The 17,686-nt window shown below is 58.2% G+C and carries 17 protein-coding genes and 1 tRNA gene; 13 read left to right on the top strand and 5 right to left on the bottom strand.

What is annotated here, in order from left to right; all coding sequences use genetic code 11:
- Positions 1 to 36: 36 nt before the first annotated feature.
- The 6 genes from GVN17_RS15845 to GVN17_RS15820 all read left to right on the top strand — a co-directional run bounded on the left by GVN17_RS15845 (position 37) and on the right by GVN17_RS15820 (position 6,387).
- Entirely contained in the window at positions 37 to 1,023 is a 987-nt protein-coding gene (locus GVN17_RS15845) for a tripartite tricarboxylate transporter substrate binding protein (protein WP_166596371.1), read from the top strand.
- A 78-nt stretch (positions 1,024 to 1,101) separates the two neighbouring features.
- On the top strand, positions 1,102 to 1,560 hold the full coding sequence (locus GVN17_RS15840; protein ID WP_166596202.1) for a tripartite tricarboxylate transporter TctB family protein: 459 nt from the start codon (positions 1,102 to 1,104) through the stop codon (positions 1,558 to 1,560).
- Position 1,561: 1 nt separating this feature from the next.
- Positions 1,562 to 3,076: a tripartite tricarboxylate transporter permease gene (locus GVN17_RS15835; protein ID WP_166596201.1), complete on the top strand. Its 1,515-nt coding sequence runs from the start codon at positions 1,562 to 1,564 to the stop codon at positions 3,074 to 3,076.
- Positions 3,069 to 4,103: an AbrB family transcriptional regulator gene (locus tag GVN17_RS15830; protein ID WP_166596200.1), complete on the top strand. Its 1,035-nt coding sequence runs from the start codon at positions 3,069 to 3,071 to the stop codon at positions 4,101 to 4,103. Before GVN17_RS15835 ends, GVN17_RS15830 begins: the two co-directional genes overlap by 8 nt.
- Positions 4,104 to 4,162: 59 nt before the next feature.
- The gene (locus tag GVN17_RS15825; RefSeq protein ID WP_166596199.1) at positions 4,163 to 5,524 is read left to right on the top strand and encodes an AAA family ATPase; all 1,362 of its coding nucleotides are present in this window, start codon (positions 4,163 to 4,165) and stop codon (positions 5,522 to 5,524) included.
- The gene (locus tag GVN17_RS15820; protein WP_166596198.1) at positions 5,521 to 6,387 is read left to right on the top strand and encodes a hypothetical protein; all 867 of its coding nucleotides are present in this window, start codon (positions 5,521 to 5,523) and stop codon (positions 6,385 to 6,387) included. Before GVN17_RS15825 ends, GVN17_RS15820 begins: the two co-directional genes overlap by 4 nt.
- 8 nt (positions 6,388 to 6,395) lie before the next feature.
- Here GVN17_RS15820 and ung read toward each other — a convergent pair whose 3' ends face one another.
- Positions 6,396 to 7,091: a uracil-DNA glycosylase gene (gene ung, locus GVN17_RS15815; RefSeq protein ID WP_166596197.1), complete on the bottom strand. Its 696-nt coding sequence runs from the start codon at positions 7,089 to 7,091 to the stop codon at positions 6,396 to 6,398.
- Positions 7,092 to 7,260: 169 nt separating this feature from the next.
- On the opposite strand from ung, the gene GVN17_RS15810 reads away from it, so the two are divergent.
- Entirely contained in the window at positions 7,261 to 8,373 is a 1,113-nt protein-coding gene (locus tag GVN17_RS15810) for an enoyl-CoA hydratase/isomerase family protein (protein WP_166596196.1), read from the top strand.
- A gap of 89 nt (positions 8,374 to 8,462) precedes the next feature.
- Here the strand turns inward: GVN17_RS15810 and GVN17_RS15805 are convergent, their stop codons facing one another.
- On the bottom strand, positions 8,463 to 8,981 hold the full coding sequence (locus GVN17_RS15805) for a hypothetical protein (RefSeq protein WP_166596195.1): 519 nt from the start codon (positions 8,979 to 8,981) through the stop codon (positions 8,463 to 8,465).
- Positions 8,982 to 9,269: 288 nt separating this feature from the next.
- Between GVN17_RS15805 and GVN17_RS15800 the strand changes: the two genes are divergently transcribed.
- The 5 genes from GVN17_RS15800 to GVN17_RS15780 all read left to right on the top strand — a co-directional run bounded on the left by GVN17_RS15800 (position 9,270) and on the right by GVN17_RS15780 (position 13,385).
- Positions 9,270 to 10,751 carry a sensor domain-containing diguanylate cyclase gene (locus GVN17_RS15800; RefSeq protein WP_166596194.1) on the top strand — a complete coding sequence of 494 codons (1,482 nt, stop codon included), beginning with the start codon at positions 9,270 to 9,272 and terminating at the stop codon, positions 10,749 to 10,751.
- The gene (locus GVN17_RS15795; RefSeq protein WP_166596193.1) at positions 10,748 to 10,963 is read left to right on the top strand and encodes a cysteine-rich CWC family protein; all 216 of its coding nucleotides are present in this window, start codon (positions 10,748 to 10,750) and stop codon (positions 10,961 to 10,963) included. The genes GVN17_RS15800 and GVN17_RS15795 overlap by 4 nt, the downstream gene beginning before the upstream one ends.
- Positions 10,964 to 11,067: 104 nt before the next feature.
- Positions 11,068 to 11,760: a pseudouridine synthase gene (locus GVN17_RS15790; RefSeq protein ID WP_166596192.1), complete on the top strand. Its 693-nt coding sequence runs from the start codon at positions 11,068 to 11,070 to the stop codon at positions 11,758 to 11,760.
- 309 nt (positions 11,761 to 12,069) lie between these two features.
- A complete protein-coding gene (locus GVN17_RS15785; RefSeq protein ID WP_166596191.1) occupies positions 12,070 to 12,954 on the top strand; it encodes an alpha/beta fold hydrolase in 885 nt (294 codons plus the stop codon).
- A gap of 357 nt (positions 12,955 to 13,311) precedes the next feature.
- A tRNA-Gly gene (locus GVN17_RS15780) sits at positions 13,312 to 13,385 on the top strand.
- 378 nt (positions 13,386 to 13,763) lie between these two features.
- Here the strand turns inward: GVN17_RS15780 and GVN17_RS15775 are convergent.
- Positions 13,764 to 14,591, bottom strand: a complete 828-nt coding sequence (locus GVN17_RS15775) for a hypothetical protein (RefSeq protein WP_017710334.1) — start codon at positions 14,589 to 14,591, stop codon at positions 13,764 to 13,766.
- Positions 14,592 to 14,898: 307 nt separating this feature from the next.
- Here GVN17_RS15775 and GVN17_RS15770 point away from each other — a divergent pair, with 307 nt between their 5' ends.
- Positions 14,899 to 15,546 carry a TetR/AcrR family transcriptional regulator gene (locus tag GVN17_RS15770; protein ID WP_020312922.1) on the top strand — a complete coding sequence of 216 codons (648 nt, stop codon included), beginning with the start codon at positions 14,899 to 14,901 and terminating at the stop codon, positions 15,544 to 15,546.
- Between the two features lie 225 nt (positions 15,547 to 15,771).
- Here GVN17_RS15770 and GVN17_RS15765 read toward each other — a convergent pair whose 3' ends face one another.
- Both GVN17_RS15765 and GVN17_RS15760 read right to left on the bottom strand, forming a co-directional pair.
- Positions 15,772 to 16,002, bottom strand: a complete 231-nt coding sequence (locus GVN17_RS15765; protein WP_020312921.1) for a DUF2188 domain-containing protein — start codon at positions 16,000 to 16,002, stop codon at positions 15,772 to 15,774.
- Between the two features lie 162 nt (positions 16,003 to 16,164).
- Positions 16,165 to 17,430 carry an RES family NAD+ phosphorylase gene (locus GVN17_RS15760; protein WP_166596190.1) on the bottom strand — a complete coding sequence of 422 codons (1,266 nt, stop codon included), beginning with the start codon at positions 17,428 to 17,430 and terminating at the stop codon, positions 16,165 to 16,167.
- Positions 17,431 to 17,686: the final 256 nt, after the last annotated feature.

The raw sequence follows: 17,686 nt of genomic DNA, 5'->3' as shown, positions 1-17,686 counted from the left end.
TCGACTCATACCCAAAAACAACAACTCCGCCGGAGACTGACCATGAACCTATCACTGCGCCGTATCAGCGTCGCCGCCAGCTGCATGCTGGTGGCCACTCAATTGTGGGCTGCCGAGCCTAACCGCCCTGAATGCATCGCCCCGGCTTCGCCCGGCGGCGGCTTTGACCTGACCTGTAAACTGGCGCAAAGCGCGCTGGTCAACGAGAAGCTGCTGAGCAAACCGATGCGCGTGACCTACATGCCGGGCGGCGTGGGCGCAGTGGCGTATAACGCGGTAGTCGCTCAGCGCCCCGCCGACGCGGGCACGCTGGTGGCGTGGTCCAGCGGCTCATTGCTGAACCTGGCGCAAGGCAAGTTTGGTCGTTTCGATGAAAACGCCGTGCGCTGGCTCGCGGCCGTCGGCACCAGCTACGGCGCCATCGCCGTGAAAGCCGATTCGCCTTACAAGAACCTCGACGATCTGGTCAAAGCGCTGAAAGCCGACCCGAGCAAAGTGGTGATCGGCTCTGGCGGCACCGTCGGCAGCCAGGACTGGATGCAGACTGCGCTGATCGCCAAGGCCGCAGGTATCAACCCGCGAGACCTGCGCTACGTGGCCCTGGAAGGCGGCGGTGAAATCGCCACGGCCCTGCTCGGCGGCCACATCCAGGTCGGCTCCACCGACATTTCCGACTCCATGCCGCACATCCTCAGCGGCGACATGCGCCTGCTGGCGGTGTTCTCCGAGCAGCGCCTGGACGAGCCGGAGATGAAGAACATCCCGACCGCCAAAGAGCAAGGCTACGACATCGTCTGGCCCGTGGTGCGCGGCTTCTACCTCGGGCCGAAAGTGACCGACGAGGAATACAACTGGTGGAAAGCTTCCTTCGACAAGCTGCTGGCTTCCGAAGATTTCGCCAAGCTGCGCGATCAGCGTGAACTGTTCCCCTTCGCCATGACCGGCCCCGAGCTGGACACCTACGTGAAGAAGCAGGTCGCCGACTACAAAATGCTGGCCAAGGAATTCGGCCTGATTCAGTGATTGAACCCCCACGACTGGTTCTCCATTGACTGACTACGTGTCGCGCCGCCTGCGCGGTGGCGCGACCAGGAGCTTCCTATGGTCTTGCAACGACTGTTTGCCTTCGTGCTGCTGTTGGCCTGTATTGGCCTGGCGCTGATGGCCTGGCCTTATCAGGCCCCGTTTTCCTACGAGCCCGTTGGCCCGCGAGCGTTTCCGCTGCTCATGTTAGGGCTGATGGGCCTCTCGCTGCTGTACATGTTGATTCGCCCAACCCCGATCAAGCACTCAGAAGATGAGCCACCGCTGGATCGCCCGACCCTGATCAAGATTTCGATCTGCACCGTGCTGTTGCTGGTGTTCGCCGGTCTGTTCGAGCCACTGGGTTTCGTACTCAGCAGCATCCTGATCGGCATCCCGATGGCCCGGCTGTACGGCGGTCGCTGGCTGCCGAGCATCCTCATCACCACGCTGATGAGCATCTTGCTGTACGTGCTCTTCGACAAAGTGATGGATGTGCCTCTGCCCCTTGGCCTGCTCGACGTTCTGGAGAACTGATATGGACACTCTCGGTTACCTCGGCCAGGGCTTCGGCGTCGCATTGACCCCGTACAACCTGGTCACTGCCCTTTCCGGCACATTGATCGGCACCATCGTCGGCCTGCTGCCGGGCCTTGGCCCGATCAACGGCGTGGCGCTGTTGATTCCCATCGCGTTCGCCCTCGGCCTGCCGCCTGAGTCGGCATTGATCCTGCTAGCAGCGGTTTATCTGGGCTGCGAATACGGCGGGCGGATCAGCTCGATTTTGCTGAACATCCCTGGTGAAGCGTCTACCGTGATGACCGCGCTGGACGGCTACCCGATGGCGCGTCAGGGCCTGGCCGGCGTGGCGTTGTCGCTGTCGGCGTGGAGCTCGTTCATTGGCGCCTTCATTGCCACCTGCGGCATGGTGATGTTCGCCCCGCTGCTGGCGAAATGGGCGATTGCCTTTGGGCCTGCGGAATATTTCGTGCTGATGGTCTTCGCCATCGTCTGCCTCGGCGGCATGGCCGGTGATCGACCGCTGAAGACCTTCGTCGCCGCGCTGATCGGCCTGTTTCTGTCGAGCATCGGCATCGACGCCAACAGCGGTGTGTACCGTTTTACCGGCGACAACATCCACCTGGCTGACGGTATTCAGTTCGTCGTGCTGGTGCTGGGCCTGTTCTCGATCAGCGAAATCCTGCTGTTGCTGGAGAAAACCCATCGCGGCCAGGAAGCGGTAAAAGCCACCGGGCGCATGATGTTCAACTTCAAGGAAGCGGCGTCGGTGTTCACCGTCAACATCCGTTGCGGCCTGATGGGCTTCATCATGGGCGTGTTGCCAGGTGCGGGTGCGACGCTCGCCAGCGCCGTGACCTACATGACCGAGAAACGCATCGCAGGCGCAAGCGGAAAATTCGGGCAGGGCGACATGCGCGGTCTGGCAGCCCCTGAAACTGCCATCGGCGCAACTGCCTGCGGCGCGTTGGTGCCGATGCTGACCTTGGGCGTTCCAGGTTCGGGCACCACCGCCGTGATGATCGGCGCGCTGTCGCTGTACAACATCACGCCGGGCCCGCTGCTGTTCCAACAGCAACCGGACATCGTCTGGGGCCTGATCGCGTCGTTGTTCATCGCCAACATCATGCTGGTGATCCTTAACATCCCGATGATCCGCATCTTCACCCGCATCCTGGCCGTGCCGAACTGGGCGCTGGTGCCGGTCATCGCGATCATCACCGGGATCGGTGTCTACGCCGTTCACGCCACCACGTTCGACCTGTTCCTGATGGTCGGCATCGGCATCTTCGGTTACATCCTGCGCAAGCTGGACTTCCCGCTGTCGCCGATTCTGCTGGGCTTCATTCTCGGCGGTTTGATGGAGCAGAACCTGCGTCGTGCGCTGTCGATCTCCAACGGCTCGCTGGAGATTCTGTGGTCCAGCCCGATCACCCTCGGCGTGTGGGTCGTGACCGCCTTCATGCTGGTGCTGCCGCTGATCCGCATCTGGCGCAAGCGCAGCGTTCAGCGTCGCGCACTGGCCGATGTCTGACCGGCCGTTCAAAACGTGGTGGGGTACGCCGCTGGTCGGCCTGCTGGGGGGCTACCTCGCCAGTCAGGTCGGCTGGCCGTTGCCCTGGATGGTCGGCTCATTGTTGGCGATCATCCTGGTCCGCTGCCTCACCCCGTGGCAGCTGGCTGAAATCCCCGGCGGCCGCAAATGCGGCCAATGGGTGGTCGGCATCGGCATCGGCCTGCACTTCACTCCTGTCGTCATCGAACAAGTCCTCTCGCATTTCGGCCTGATTTTCATCGGCGCACTGGTGACCAGCGTTTCCAGCGTGGTCGGCGTGTGGCTGATGCTACGCACCGGGGAAGACCGCGCCACGGCGTTCTTTTCCAGCATGCCTGGGGGTTCGGGCGAGATGGTCAACCTCGGCGCGCGCAATGGCGCAACCCTCAGCAACGTCGCGGCGGGGCAGAGCCTGCGGGTCCTGGCGGTCGTGCTATGCGTACCGGCGATCTTCAAATACCTGATGGGTAACGGCGGACCGCCCTCGCACGCAACGGTGGTGGACTGGACCTGGCTGGCGCTGCTGTTTGCGCTCGGCGCATTGGTCGCGTGGGGCTGGCAACGCTTGAAGCAGCCCAACCCGTGGCTATTCGGCCCGTTGCTGGTGAGTGCGATTATCAGCGTCAGTTTCGACTTGCACATCGGGTTGCCCAATGGTGGCAGTCAGGTCGGCCAATGGCTGATCGGCAGCGGCCTGGGTTGCCATTTCAACCGGGCCTTCTTCCGTCGTGCGCCCTCCTTCATGGGACGCACACTGATTGGAACGGCGCTGACCATGAGCATCGCCGCGTTATGCGCATGGATACTGAGTGCCGCGACGCACCTTGATCTGCGCTCGCTGACCTTGGGCATGATGCCCGGCGGGATTGCAGAAATGAGCCTGACAGCCGAAGTGCTGCAACTGTCGGTGCCGCTGGTGACGGCGATGCAGGTGATGCGATTGTTGTTTGTGTTGTTTCTGGCGGAGCCGTTGTATCGATATTGGAATCGGCAGGCTGCCCCGTAGCCTCACATGCCCACTGGGACAGAGTTTGTTAACATCCGGACCTTCGCCAGAGGTGACCCATGCACATTCAAAAACTCCAGATAGAGAACCTTCGCTCGTTCAAAGCAGCCGAGATCGAATTCAATCTGCCTGAGACGAAGGGCGTGCAGTTTCCAAATGTGAACGTGTTGCTGGGCGACAACGGACTGGGCAAGACCAGCGTCTTGCGAGCGGTAGCACTGGCAACGCTGGGGCCTTTGCTCAGCGGCTCCTCTGGTTTCGTTTCTGAAGGCCTCGTACGGCGTCCACCTGCCAGTAAGGCTGGCAAGGTCAATCTGGACCGTCCGGAACCGGCAGAGCTAACGGCAACCGTCCGTTCGACCGAAAGCGAACTGTCGAACGCGGGCGACTGGCCAATGCCCAGCCATTTTTCGATGACGACACACATTCGCACGCTGAGCTCTACCGAAAAGCTCGACTGGTCGGTCTCTCCCAATTCCACGGCGGAATCAGCCGAGAACCTTCAATTTGATGAGGCTAGCCCAGCATTTTTCGTCGTGGGCTATGGCGCCACGCGCCGGGTTGAAGCCTCGTCTCAAGTCGATGGCAGTGCGCGGATGAAGTCTAGGCTGCGGCGTTATGAACGGGTCGCGGGCTTGTTCGAAGAGCACATGTCGCTGATGCCGCTTTCCTATTGGCTGCCTGCTTTTGCCGAGCAGAACAAAGGGCGTTACAAGCAAGTGATCACCCTGATCAACAAGCTGTTGCCCGACCATTGCCAGATTCAGCCTGCGGCATCGCGGACCCGAGACGGGCTTGAGCATTTGTTTGAAATGAACGGCATCGCCCTGCCGTTCCGTGCGCTGTCGGACGGATTCCGTGGGTACATAGGCTGGATCGGCGACATGCTGTTTCACATCTGCCAGGGCGTCAGGTCCGGTGAGCGGTTGAATCAGACACGAGGGGTGGTAATGGTCGATGAAATCGACCTGCATTTGCACCCCGAGTGGCAACGCACGGTGGTGCCTACGCTTGCCGCAGCGCTGCCCAACATCCAGTTCATTCTGACGACCCACAGCCCGCTGGTCGTGGGGTCGCTGTCGTCGAACAATCTTTATGTACTGGAATACGATCAAGAGGAAGCGGCGAGCGTGATCAAACGCCTGCCGGAAATCGTTCAGGGCAAAAACTCTGATCAGATCTTGCTTTCCCCTTATTTCGGGCTGGACACCACGCGCTCAGCCATGGCCGCCGAAACCCTCAGTGAGTTGGCCAGACGCGCGGAGGCAGGAGACCCGGACGCGGCGCTCAATTATCTGAAAGTGATGTCCCGCGGGATCGCCGCGCAACGAGGAGATACCCGTTCAGCCTCAAAAACCAGTGGGTTGCCTGCTGCGGCCATCAACCGCGCGCTCAAAAAAGCGACGGAATCCAAAGAGTGATCCGCTACCCCATTTCCGAACAGGAACTGATAGCACGCATCAACCTGCTCTCCCCCAAATGGATGGGCGCGGCGGCGGAACGGACTCAAGCATTTGTCGACGCGGGTCAGTACCTGGACGGCAATGACTTCTGGGGCACGATCAAGCAGGTCTACATCGAGTTGCAACATGAAAAATGTGCGTACTGCGAAACCAGGCTTCAAGGCTCTGCACTGGCGAGCAAGGTGCATGAAGTCGAGCATTATCGCCCCAAGTCGAGCGTCAAGGCATGGCCAAACCGAGGGATTGCCCGCTGGAAAGACTTTACACATGACTGGCCAACCGGAGCGGCCAGTGCCATAGGGTATTTCCGCCTCGCCTACCATCACCTGAATTACGCGATCGCCTGTACCCGCTGCAATTCGACGCTGAAGGCCAACTACTTTCCGGTTCGTGGCCCCCGTGACTTCAACAGCCAGTCACCCCAAACCATGCAGGGTGAGGCTGCGCTGCTGCTTTACCCGATATCGTCGGTAGACCCCGATGATCCCGAGGACATCATCACCTTCGACGGGGTACTCGCCATACCGGCGCACCCACAAGGCCCCGCCTATGAGCGCGCGATAACCAACATTGAGTTCTTTCAGCTCAACAGCCAGGATTTGACGTCCAGACGCGCTGATTGCCTGCGCGGGCTCTGTCTTGCACTTGACCCCAGCGGTTCTGACGCCTATCAACGCAAAAAAATGAAAGTCGCGGAGGCCCTGTGCAGCCCGAAAAGCGCATTTAGTGCCTGTTCCAGAGCCTTCCGTACACTGTGGTCGGCGGATCCTGCAAGGGCCCAAAGGATCGCAGAACTCTTATTCGAAGACCTCGACGACTGACAAAGGCCTTACACAACCGCGGGTAATCGCCATTCAATGGGTGTGAGGCCATTCTGCTGCAGATACTTGTTGGCCATGCCGAAATGCCCGCAACCGAGGAAGCCTTTGTAGGCCGACAGCGGCGACGGGTGGACGGAGGTCAGAATCAGGTGCTTCGACGCGTCGATCAGCTTCTTCTTGCTCTGGGCGTGAGACCCCCACAGCAGAAACACTAAATGTGGCTGATGGGCGCTGACGGTTTCGATGATCTTGTCAGTGAAGTGCTGCCAGCCTTTACCCGCGTGTGATGCTGCGTTGGCCCGTTCGACAGTCAAGGTGGTGTTGAGCATCAGCACGCCTTGATCCGCCCACGACTGCAAGTAGCCGTGGTTGGGGATGTCGATGTTCAGGTCGCGTTTCAGCTCTTTATAGATGTTGACCAGCGACGGCGGCGCAGGCACGCCCGGTTGCACCGAGAAGCACAAACCGTGGGCCTGATTCGGCCCGTGGTAAGGGTCTTGGCCGAGGATGACCACTTTCACGGCGTCAAGCGGCGTCGAATTCAGCGCATTGAAGATCAGCGGGCCTGGCGGATAAATCTCTTTACCTGCCGCGTGCTCCTGGCGCAGAAACTCGCGCAGTTCGCCCATGTAGGGCTTTTCGAATTCTTCGCGCAGAGCCTGTTTCCAACTGGGCTCCAGCTTGATGCGATCGTCGTCAGTCATGTTCATATCCGGAAAAACAATGCGCGGACTTTAGGGGCTATGACCAATTATTTCCAGCGCAGCGCATCGGGGGTTTCCTACACTCCACTGCATCGACCCTGTGCAACTTCCCGTCAACCGGGAGACTCACAGCCTGGATAGACACCTGTCCCACGAACATGAGGTCACGATGAATCTGCAATTCGAAGAGCTGACCGGAACCGACGGCGCCCGTTTGGGCATTGCCACGCTGGACGCTGAAAAATCACTGAATGCGCTGTCGCTGCCGATGATTCTGGCACTGCAAGATCGGCTCGACGTCTGGGCCAGCGACCCGCAAGTCGTCTGTGTATTGCTGCGCGGCAACGGCGCGAAAGCCTTTTGTGCGGGCGGTGACGTCCGGGCGTTGGTTGAAGCGGCTCACGGCAAACCGGGAAAAGTCCCACCCTTGGCAGCGCAATTCTTTGCCGCTGAATACCGACTGGACTACGCGCTGCACACGTATCCGAAGCCGGTGATCTGCTGGGGCCACGGTTACGTATTGGGCGGAGGCATGGGGTTGCTGCAAGGCGCCAGCATCCGGGTGGTCACGCCGAGCAGTCGACTCGCCATGCCGGAGATCAACATTGGTCTGTACCCGGATGTCGGCGCCAGTTGGTTTCTGTCGCGGCTGCCCGGAAAACTGGGGCTGTTTCTGGGGCTGACGGGGTCGCACATCAATGGCCGCGACGCGCTGGACCTGGACCTCGCGGACCGTTTTCTGCTGGACGATCAGCAGGAAGAAATGATCGACCGCCTGTTGCAACTGAACTGGCAGGAGCAGACCGCCGTTCAGCTGAACAGCTTGCTCAAGGCGCTCCAGCAGGAGGCGACAGAGCAATTGCCTCCCGCGCAATGGCTACCCCGTCGGCAGCAAATCGACGAATGGCTGGATGTAGGCGACGCGATCTGTGCGTGGAATGCGCTCAAGCATCAATTGCATTCGCAGGACGCGCTGCTGGCGAAGGCTGCGAAGACGCTGACCGAAGGCTGTCCGATGACGGCGTTGTTGGTGTGGGAACAGATCCAGCGTGCGCGGCACATGTCGCTGGCTGAAGTCTTTCAGATGGAATACAGCATGAGCCTCAATTGCTGTCGTCATCCCGAGTTTGCCGAAGGCGTGCGCGCGCGGTTGATCGACAAGGATCACACGCCTCACTGGCACTGGCAGGACATCGCCAGCATTCCGCTGGCGGTGGTGGAGGCACATTTCGAAAAGGCGTGGGAAGGACGGCATCCGCTGGCGGATCTCTCCGAATACTGAAGAAACAGCAACGAGCCGGGAGTTTCGAGCCACAAGAAAAAAGCACGGCCACCTCGACCGTGCTTGAAGCTTAAGGCTCGTGGCTGCTTCTACCGGCTGCCACCGCTCTGGCTGTCGTGTCCACCCCGACCAAACCCGCCGTCGCGATGGAAGTTGCCACCGCCGCCCGGTCTGCCAGGGCCGGGGCCGGGGCCGCCGCCGGGGTTGCCATGCCAGCCTCCCCCGCCAGGTCTTGGACCTGGAGGTGGGGGTGGTGGGCGATAACCTGAACCACCGCCATGGTAGCCTCCGCCGCCACCATTCCAGTGCCCGCCGCCATAACCGGGGCGTCCGCCGTAACCGGGACGCCCGCCATAACCAGGACCTGGGCCGTAGTAACGCGGTGGCGGCGCGTAATAGCGAGGCGCCGAGTAATAACGCGGGGAGTAATAGATAGAGGGGCCGTAGCCTCCCGAGTAGCCACTCGGGCCTACCGCCCGATAGCCGTCATACACGTATCCGCTGCTGTAAACGGGCTGCGTGTAGGTTTCCTGTTCGTAATAGCCTCCTCCGTAACAACCTGCGAGAGACAACGTCATCAACACGGTAAGCAAGCTTCGTCGATACATAGCGGCCTCCTGGACCGCGATAGAGCTCAAACCAGCGGCGCTGGTCGGCGTTCCCGAAACTGCCGAGAACGCAATATCAGACTGCAATATCCCCATCGAGTGCCCTGTTCCTCTTTTCAACTGCCAGACGGTGCCCTGCAACGGTGCGTGACGAAGCCAATGAAAAAACGGCCTTCGAGTGCGTTCCGTGAATCGCCAATCGCAAACCGCCGACGCCCCATGGCGCAACGGCATGGCATCAGGCTAGCATGTCTCGCTTAATGGATTCCTTATTCAATCGGATTGGTCATGCCCCTTCGTTCCACGCTCCATTCACAACGCTCCCTGCTGTTGACGTTGGTGATTCTCTTGGGGAGCGGTTTTCTGGCGACGTCGCTGCTCAGCTACATCGCCTCGCGCAATGCCATCCGCGACAGCATCGTCAATACCGAGCTGCCGCTGACGTCCGACACGGTTTATTCCGAGATTCAGAAAGACCTCGTCCGCCCGGTGTTGATCTCGTCGATGATGGCGCGCGACACGTTTGTGCGCGACTGGGTGGTGGCTGGGGAAAAAGACCCGCAGCAAATGACCCGCTATCTGAAAGAGGTGATGGACCACTACGGCGCCTACACCTCGTTTTTCGTCTCAAATCACAGCCTGACTTATTACCAGGCCAAAGGCGTGTTGAAAAAAATCCGCCCGGATGAGCCCCGCGATGCGTGGTATTACCGGGTGCGCGACATGGCTGATCCGTACGAAATCAACGTCGATCCAGACCTTGCGAACAAGGACAACCTGACCTTTTTCATCAATTACAAGGTGTCCGATTACAGCGATAACTTCATCGGGGCCACAGGGGTCGGTCTGACGGTGGACGCCGTGATCAAGCTGATGGATCGCTATCAGGAGCGTTACCAGCGCAGCGTGTATTTCGTCGATGCGTTCGGGCGACTGGTGCTGACAGGGGCAGGGGGCGGGCCGCAGGGTGCGAAGATTGGTCAGGTGCTGCGCGAGCTTCCAGACCTCAAGGACCTCCTGAATCAGATGCCCAAACCGGTGAGCGGCAGCTATCAATATGACTCGCTGGGCGACGCACATTTTCTCAACGTGCGTTACATCCCGGAGCTGAACTGGTACCTGTTCGTCGACAAGCGTGAAGACGGCGCTTTGACCGACATCCGCCAATCCCTTTATCTCAATCTGCTGATCTGTCTGGCCGTGATGCTGCTGGTCTTGGTCCTGCTCAACCGGGTGGTTCAACGCTTTCAAATGCGCATCGAGACACAGGCCATGGTTGATAGCCTCACAGGGCTGCCCAATCGCCGGGGCTTCGATCGGATCGCGATGAATGCCATTGCCGAATGCCGCCGCGATCAGAAGGCGCTGTCAGCGATGCTGCTGGACCTGGATCATTTCAAGCGGCTGAACGACACCCACGGCCATCTCGCAGGCGACGAAGTGTTGTCTGGCTTTGCCGACGATGTCAGGCGCTGCTTGCGAGACAGTGACATCATTTGCCGATGGGGTGGCGAGGAGTTCATCATCCTGCTCAAGGACACCAGCAGCAGCGGTGCCCAGCGCGTCGCCGAGAAAATTCGTTTGCTGGCGGAGCAGCATACCTACGTGTTCACAGGTTCCGCCCTGCAAGTCACGGTGAGTTTGGGCCTGACCGAGCTGCACCCCGACGACACCCTGCAGAGTCTGATTGCCCGTGCCGACCAGGCGCTTTACAGCGCCAAGCAGAGCGGACGCAATCGGGTCTGTACCGAAGAGGCCGAACCGGCATGAACCCTGTGTTGAACGGCGCTGACATCTGCCCAGTGTGCGGCCAGAGCAATCGCTGCACCCTGGCCGATCCCCGGACGGCGGGTTTGGCCTGCTGGTGTTTCACCGAAACGATCGATCCTACGGTGCTGGCGGCGTTGCCTGACGACATCAGGAACAAGGCCTGCCTGTGCCCGCGCTGCGCCGGGCTGGTGGAAGAGGTCATGACCACGTAACGCTGATCGCCTGATAACTCCTTCGCGAATGAATTTGTTGCCTCAGGTTCAGCGTCAGGCCCGACTGACATAACATGCCCTCCTCTCCTGCACACTGACTCGCCATGCGCCTCGACCGCTTCCTCAGCAACCTCCCCCGCTTTAGCCGCAAGGACGTGCGGCTGGCCCTGCTCGCGGGTCGGGTCAGGGTCGACGGGGTGATCACCAAAGACCCGTTGCACGAGCTGCGTGAATTCAGTCACGTGATGGTCGACGACGACACCCTGCAAATCGGCAAGCCCGCCCGCTACTTCATGCTGCACAAGCCGCCCGGTTGCGTCAGTGCCACGACCGACCCGCAGCACCCCACCGTTCTGGACCTTCTGCATGAACCCGACAAGCATGACCTGCACATTGCCGGGCGTCTGGACTTCAATACCTCGGGCCTCATGCTGATCACCAACGACGGGCAATGGTCACGCCGCCTGACCCAGCCCACCACCAAACTGCCCAAGGTCTATTACGTGGAAACCGAACAGGCGATCGGCGCGCATTACGTCGAGAAATTCACCGAGGGCTTTTATTTCGCGTTCGAAGACCTGACGACCCTTCCAGCGGATCTGGTCATCCTCGACGCTCATCACGCACGACTGAGCATCATGGAAGGCCGCTACCATCAGGTGAAGCGCATGTTCGGCTTTTTCGACAACAAGGTCGTGGGCTTGCATCGCGAGAGCATGGGGCCGCTCGTGCTCGATCCCCTGTTACTACCCGGCGAATACCGCCCCCTGACAGCTGAAGAGATTCAGCTCATCTGACGTCTTTCGACCGCCCGGCAGATCGTGTAGGACAATTCCCGAACGGCACTTGCGGGTTGAGGGATCGGCTGCTTGAATCCAACCGTCGGTCCGCATGTGACCGGAGAGTCACGCACGTATTCCAAGAAACCTTTTGTCGGCTCCAGGCGCCTCAGGCACCGGGTCGGCAAGCCGCCCGCCAATAACAACACCTGTCGGCCAGACCGTTCCGGACTGACATGGGCCCCCTTTCAAGGCATTGCCTACCTGTCACGAAACTCGTGCAACGTGGTTGCGCGCACACCTGTTTTAACGTCAGGAGACATGGATATGAGGCCAGAAATCGCTGTGCTTGATATACAGGGCCAGTTTCGGGTTTACACGGAGTTCTATCGCGCAGATGCCGCCGAAAAGACCATTGTCATGGTCAACGGCTCACTGGCCACGACAGCATCTTTCGCTCAAACCGTCCGCAACCTGCATCCGCAATTCAACGTCGTGCTCTACGACCAGCCCTATGCGGGAAAATCCAAGCCTCACAACGTGCACGAAAAACCGCTGACCAAGGAAGTCGAAGGCCAGATCCTGCTGGAGCTGATCGACCACTTCAATGCCGAACACGTCATGTCGTTTTCTTGGGGTGGCGCAGCGGCCTTGGTGGCATTGGCGCACCGGCCCAAGCGTATCGAGAAGGCCGTCATCAGCTCGTTCTCGCCGGTCATCAACGAGCACATGCACGACTATCTCACGCGGGGTCAGCAGCATTTGGGCGCGTTCGACCGATACGAAGTCGGGACGCTGATCAACAGCACCATCGGCAAGCACCTGCCGTCGCTGTTCAAGCGCTTCAACTATCGGCACGTCAGCTCGCTGGACCTGCATGAGTATGCGCAGATGCACCACCACATCAATCATGTGTTGGACACCACCACCCACGGCCAGATCAAAGCCGCCAAGCGCATCAATGTGCCGGTGCTGTTCATGAACGGCGAGTGGGACGAATACACCGCAGCGCCTGACGCCCGGCTGTTCGCGAACCACATCCGCGACTGCCACTTCACCACGATCAACAACGCGGGGCATTTTCTGGACATGGAAAACAAAGCGGCATGCCTGGAATCCCAGAACGCGCTGATGAGCTTCCTCACCCCGGCCCAAGAACCTGCCCGCCTACGTTACCGACAGGTGCAATCGAACCATGCATTTGCCATCTGACCGTGAAGGTCTCCGGGATCGGATTCATTCGCCATTCACCGTTCTGCACGACTGGCGAATGAATCCCGAACCTTTGCGCAATGCCCGTCTATTTCCGCTACAAGGCATTTAACGCTTCAATTCAATGCCCGCTTCTGGTACAAAGTCAGCCGCTGAAAGCGTCGGTAGCGGGTGTCGTCAAACGGCATGACTCCCGTGAAAGCTCACATGAAGGTTCGACACAGTGGCCTCCTCCCGTGAGCGAAAAGACGTACTAAAAAAGCGGGTATAGTTTAGTGGCAAAACGAAAGCTTCCCAAGCTTTAGTTGAGGGTTCTTATTGGACACCCCTCCTTGGTGCATGGTAAAAACGCGTAATGCGGGTATAGTTTAGTGGTAAAATGAAAGCTTCCCAAGCTTTAGTTGAGGGTTCGATTCCCTCTACCCGCTCCACCTTTCAGCCAATGATTCCGGGCATCCCAGGCAATCCGAACCTAGGGCCCAAGCCCGTAAAACTCTCTCGCAGCCCCTCGAAAACCGCCCCCCATAAGTCCCGAAAATCTGGTGCACCGTCGACGCCCTCTACACGGCGCCTTGTCCATACCGCTTTCCCCCTTTCGCTCACTCAATAACTCCATAAAGACTCAATCTGCAGACATGCCAGCAGAGCTTGAATGGTGCACCCCCAACCATCTTGAAACCAGCCAGAGGGAGTGCACGGACTGGCCATGCTCCCCCAGACAACCAAACTGACGAAATCGAAACGCGGAATCCATAACTTGGAAACGCGATCACACCATCTCGACGTACCGCAGCAGTCGAAACTGAACCTCAGTCGTCCTTCACTCGGCTCGCCGCCTTTTCGCGCTCGCGCTGGCGGAATCGCTTAACGAAGCTGCTATCGATTAACTCATCTACTTCCAGCTCAAGTGCGCAGTTGACCAAAGATGACATTGAGTTATCGGACAGTGAGAAGCTATTCGGGATCCATCCATGGCGCCTAGCTCGATTTGAATCAAGACTGGCCTCAAAGGCTTTCAAAAAGTCCGCAAGTCCCGAACGCCGCCCTTCTGTAGCTGCAATTGCAGTTGGGCCGTTAGCAACTGTGACCGCCTTCCCGGCATCGGCACCAATAGCAGTCACGAACTCACTAATCGATGGCCAGTACTTCAGATCAAATTGATAGGTCAGTTTATCTAACTGCTTCTCAATATAAGACTCGAAGAGACCATTGCCTTTACCTGCATCACGTGCGACGTCAATAATATGATAGTGAGTTTCGCTGCTAAAACTCGATTTCCCTTGAACTTCAGTGCGCCGAGAAATCAGGTCACTCAACAACTTTGATACTTCCGCAATCCTTACATTCAAGTCAGTCAACTCATCCCTCGCTTCACGAGCCTCTTTGACTCTTTTGGGATTCCAAGAATATACCGTGGTATTGAGTACGTCGAAGAATGACGTAAGCGCGTTGGGTTGATCTGCCAATGTCCCGTATAGCTCGACGTAAGCGTCCGAAAGCTCATGAGTGCGAGTGAGAAGCCGTAGGATGCGCGCATTGATGCTAGGCCAAATCTGGTTCTCTACGTTGTACCGGTAGTCCTCGCGAAGAACGTTCTCACACGATTCGATTGCAACAGCGCGGTTAGTGACTGTCATTTTGCTTACCTGATGTATGGGATGAGCAGATGATAAGGTCTCAACCACTAAGCGTCGGTACCTATCCGAGAATAAATTTGCAGGTTACAGGTACCACTCAGCGCCCTCGTCACAGACTGCTCCCACATCAACACTCTGCAGGCACAGATAGACTTGTGTCCAAATAATCCCGCGACAACTTAGCGCCTACCCACTCAGCGAGGCGCAGTCATTCTTTACAGTAAAGTAAAGTTAATCCGAAAAAACATGAGTAGCGAATCCCCTCCCTTTCAGTAACACTTAGCCTACTCTGCTACAGGTAAACAAAATGAACGTGGCCACCCCCTCTCCCGTCGACGACCTGCTCAATCCTAGCGAGACCGCGTCACGCCCGGTCAGGATTCTCGCAGCAGCAGGCAGGATGTTTATCGAGCATGGCTACGAGGGCGCGAGCATGGAAGAGATCGCCAAAGCGGCAGCGGTCACCCGCCAGACCCTCTATAACCGCTACCCCGAAGGCAAAGAATCGCTATTCGTCGCGGTGGCGGAACGCATGTGGAAGGCGTTTCCAATCATGAACGTCGCCAGCGATGAGTCGGCATTGGCTGACCCCAGAAACGGACTCCGACAGATCGCCATTGAGTTTGCGGGCTTTTGGTCTGGGCCAATGGCCGCTGATTTCCTACGCATGGTGATCCGGGAAGGTCGGCGCTTCCCACTGCTGGCCAGCCGATTCGATGAAGTCATACAGGAGCCCGCCATGACCGTTGTAAGCGACTATCTCGGTGAACTGGCGCTGCGGGGTATCCTGGCAGTTCAAGAGCCTGAGATCGCTGCTCGCGACTTCATGGGCATGATTGACGGTCGAGTCCTGTGGACTCAGGTCAGAGGCAACAGCGAACCCCTCGTTCGCGATGAAATCGAACAGATAGTAGACCGTACAGTGGACATTTTTTTACGTTCGCTAAGGCACTGAGAGGCGCGTCCAAACCTCTTGCGCAAGGTAGAACCCCGTGCCTTAGTAGTACCAAAATCCCTAAAGCCCCTTGATACCCGCTCAGCCCTCACGCCTAACTGCGCAGACAGTTAGAACGTTGAAAGCCAGAGGCCAAGCCATGAGCCCCAACAAGCACGTCGAGGCAGGCTAGTAGCACATTCGGCGACGGCCCAAGAGGCCTCTAGGGCCGAATTTCAAGCAGACTCACCCCTTCGGCGGGTACGGATCGTTGCCGTATGAATCACGATCCCGAATCTTGCCATCCTTGCCGTGTATCAGCACTTCGCTTTTCTGGTTCTGCGCTATCCCCCGAGCCACATCAGCAGCCTCTTGCTGAGTTCGATGATGAGATGTGTCCTTGGAATTGCCTTCCCCTCGAACTGCCCACCCATCATCACGCTTCACCACGTGCTGGTTTTTGCCTTTACCTGCCATGTGACACCTCGCTGAATAAGGTTACTTAAAAGCTAGCAGCACCGCGCCAAAACACAATATGTAGGGACAAAAAAACACAACCAACACGCTATGTAGTGAATTCAGAGTCAGCGCACCCAATTGAACCAGCCAGCTTGGCGAAGGCGGAGACCCGTCGGAAGATCAGAAGTCAGCATTTTCGAATTGCTCACGCGAAGCTTCAGACAAGCGCTCATCATCTGTTTCGTACTTCACCTTGCTGATTGAGTGAGAGACGAGGCTGTCGCTCACATATTCGATGCAAGGCCCATCAGACCGCTTCGGGCCCAAAATCATGTAGCCGTTCCGGATACGTCCCACGGTGGATGTCGCCGCGCACGCTACGTGGGAGAACAGCACGATATTGCTACCTGCGCTTTCCTGTACCGACTTGAAAATCACACCATCAATACGGGGCGTGCAGTGAGTAGCAAGGTACTCGGCGATAACCTGCGTAGTCAGGTAATCCCGTTCTGATCCAGGCAGCACGGGCACAGTGATCACATCGTGCAGGAACTTCAGGAAATCCCGCCGCCCCGCCTTAGAGTTGTATTTGGAGTCAAAGAAACTTGGCGCAGGCCCAAGATCTGCGCTCTCGAAACGCCCGAAATCCAATACCTTGACCGTCCTGGTCAACCTGAACCTACCGCTCACAACCTTGCTACCCACCGGAGGCCGGAGCTCTGCGACACAGGTCTTGCGCTCAAATGCTCCATAGAATGCAGGGACACCGACAGGGTTCATCCGGCCCTCCCCGGCACGTTCCTTAGGCGGAGCCCCGAGGTTGCGTGCTGGGTCGGCGGCGATCTCGGAGACACTGCCCGAGGCCATGCAAGTCCGCGCCCGGTAGATAGCAGGATCGTCTTCAGGTGTGAGCAAGCGTACAACGGCGTGTTCATCCGATGAAGCTGAGTACTTGTCCAGGTCTTTGAAAAGCCAGTCCAGAAACGTCTTGGCGCTTTCATTAAAGAAGCGGACACCATGCTTCATGCCCTCTTGAAACTCACACCATTGGTGGCCGATGTCATCCAACCTGAACGGTTGCCTGGAATACTGAATGTCGTCGCTGTACGACGTTAGTCCTCTGCACACAGCACCCACAACGGGTTCAATGTTGTCGCAGCCAAAGATCTCGCTGACCCAGTATTCAATGCTCTCCCCTTCCTGGTAGTCAACGAGCCCATCGCTCCAGCGCCGTCCGTGCTCACCTTCACAGATGTGCGTACCAAGGATTTCAGTGACCTTGGATACAAGCTTAGAAAGAGGTATGCACTTGCGGATAGAGCTACACAGGCTGCACGTGGAAGATGCCCCCTCGCGCTGAATCTGCCGCCCCAGGTAGGGGTCGTGCACGCAACGATAACAAACCACCTTCGCACCCTCGCCGTCCTTCACATTGTCCTTTCGCATGGTGCTGGCAATACCTGAGCCTGTTCATAAGGTGCGCATGATGGCTGAAGCGCTGCGATTCGAATACCACCGGCGCCAAGCTGCTCCCTCGACCATCACGGCTATCGTTTGGAACGTGATTGGGCCCGTCGTACCCACTTTCACTTGTTTTTCACTTCAAGTGATGCAGTGTTCAATCCTCCTCATGTGTTTGACGCTCCCTTGCCCGCCCAGAGCGGGCTTTCTTTTGACTGATCCTTACCCAGCAAAACCAGAG

The sequence above is a fragment of the Pseudomonas sp. SLFW genome (assembly GCF_009905615.1).
Taxonomy (GTDB): domain Bacteria; phylum Pseudomonadota; class Gammaproteobacteria; order Pseudomonadales; family Pseudomonadaceae; genus Aquipseudomonas; species Aquipseudomonas bambusae.
This window is presented reverse-complemented; position numbering and strand designations above follow the sequence as displayed.

What these genes read in the sequence shown, in the direction of transcription:
- GVN17_RS15840 (WP_166596202.1), top strand. Translation starts at nt 1,102, where the DNA reads ATGGTCTTGCAACGACTGTTTGCCTTCGTGCTGCTGTTGGCCTGTATT.
- GVN17_RS15835 (WP_166596201.1), top strand. Translation starts at nt 1,562, where the DNA reads ATGGACACTCTCGGTTACCTCGGCCAGGGCTTCGGCGTCGCATTGACC.
- GVN17_RS15830 (WP_166596200.1), top strand. Translation starts at nt 3,069, where the DNA reads ATGTCTGACCGGCCGTTCAAAACGTGGTGGGGTACGCCGCTGGTCGGC.
- GVN17_RS15825 (WP_166596199.1), top strand. Translation starts at nt 4,163, where the DNA reads ATGCACATTCAAAAACTCCAGATAGAGAACCTTCGCTCGTTCAAAGCA.
- ung (WP_166596197.1), bottom strand. Translation starts at nt 7,091, where the DNA reads ATGACTGACGACGATCGCATCAAGCTGGAGCCCAGTTGGAAACAGGCT.
- GVN17_RS15810 (WP_166596196.1), top strand. Translation starts at nt 7,261, where the DNA reads ATGAATCTGCAATTCGAAGAGCTGACCGGAACCGACGGCGCCCGTTTG.
- GVN17_RS15805 (WP_166596195.1), bottom strand. Translation starts at nt 8,981, where the DNA reads ATGTATCGACGAAGCTTGCTTACCGTGTTGATGACGTTGTCTCTCGCA.
- GVN17_RS15800 (WP_166596194.1), top strand. Translation starts at nt 9,270, where the DNA reads ATGCCCCTTCGTTCCACGCTCCATTCACAACGCTCCCTGCTGTTGACG.
- GVN17_RS15795 (WP_166596193.1), top strand. Translation starts at nt 10,748, where the DNA reads ATGAACCCTGTGTTGAACGGCGCTGACATCTGCCCAGTGTGCGGCCAG.
- GVN17_RS15790 (WP_166596192.1), top strand. Translation starts at nt 11,068, where the DNA reads ATGCGCCTCGACCGCTTCCTCAGCAACCTCCCCCGCTTTAGCCGCAAG.
- GVN17_RS15785 (WP_166596191.1), top strand. Translation starts at nt 12,070, where the DNA reads ATGAGGCCAGAAATCGCTGTGCTTGATATACAGGGCCAGTTTCGGGTT.
- GVN17_RS15775 (WP_017710334.1), bottom strand. Translation starts at nt 14,591, where the DNA reads ATGACAGTCACTAACCGCGCTGTTGCAATCGAATCGTGTGAGAACGTT.
- GVN17_RS15770 (WP_020312922.1), top strand. Translation starts at nt 14,899, where the DNA reads ATGAACGTGGCCACCCCCTCTCCCGTCGACGACCTGCTCAATCCTAGC.
- GVN17_RS15765 (WP_020312921.1), bottom strand. Translation starts at nt 16,002, where the DNA reads ATGGCAGGTAAAGGCAAAAACCAGCACGTGGTGAAGCGTGATGATGGG.
- GVN17_RS15760 (WP_166596190.1), bottom strand. Translation starts at nt 17,430, where the DNA reads ATGCGAAAGGACAATGTGAAGGACGGCGAGGGTGCGAAGGTGGTTTGT.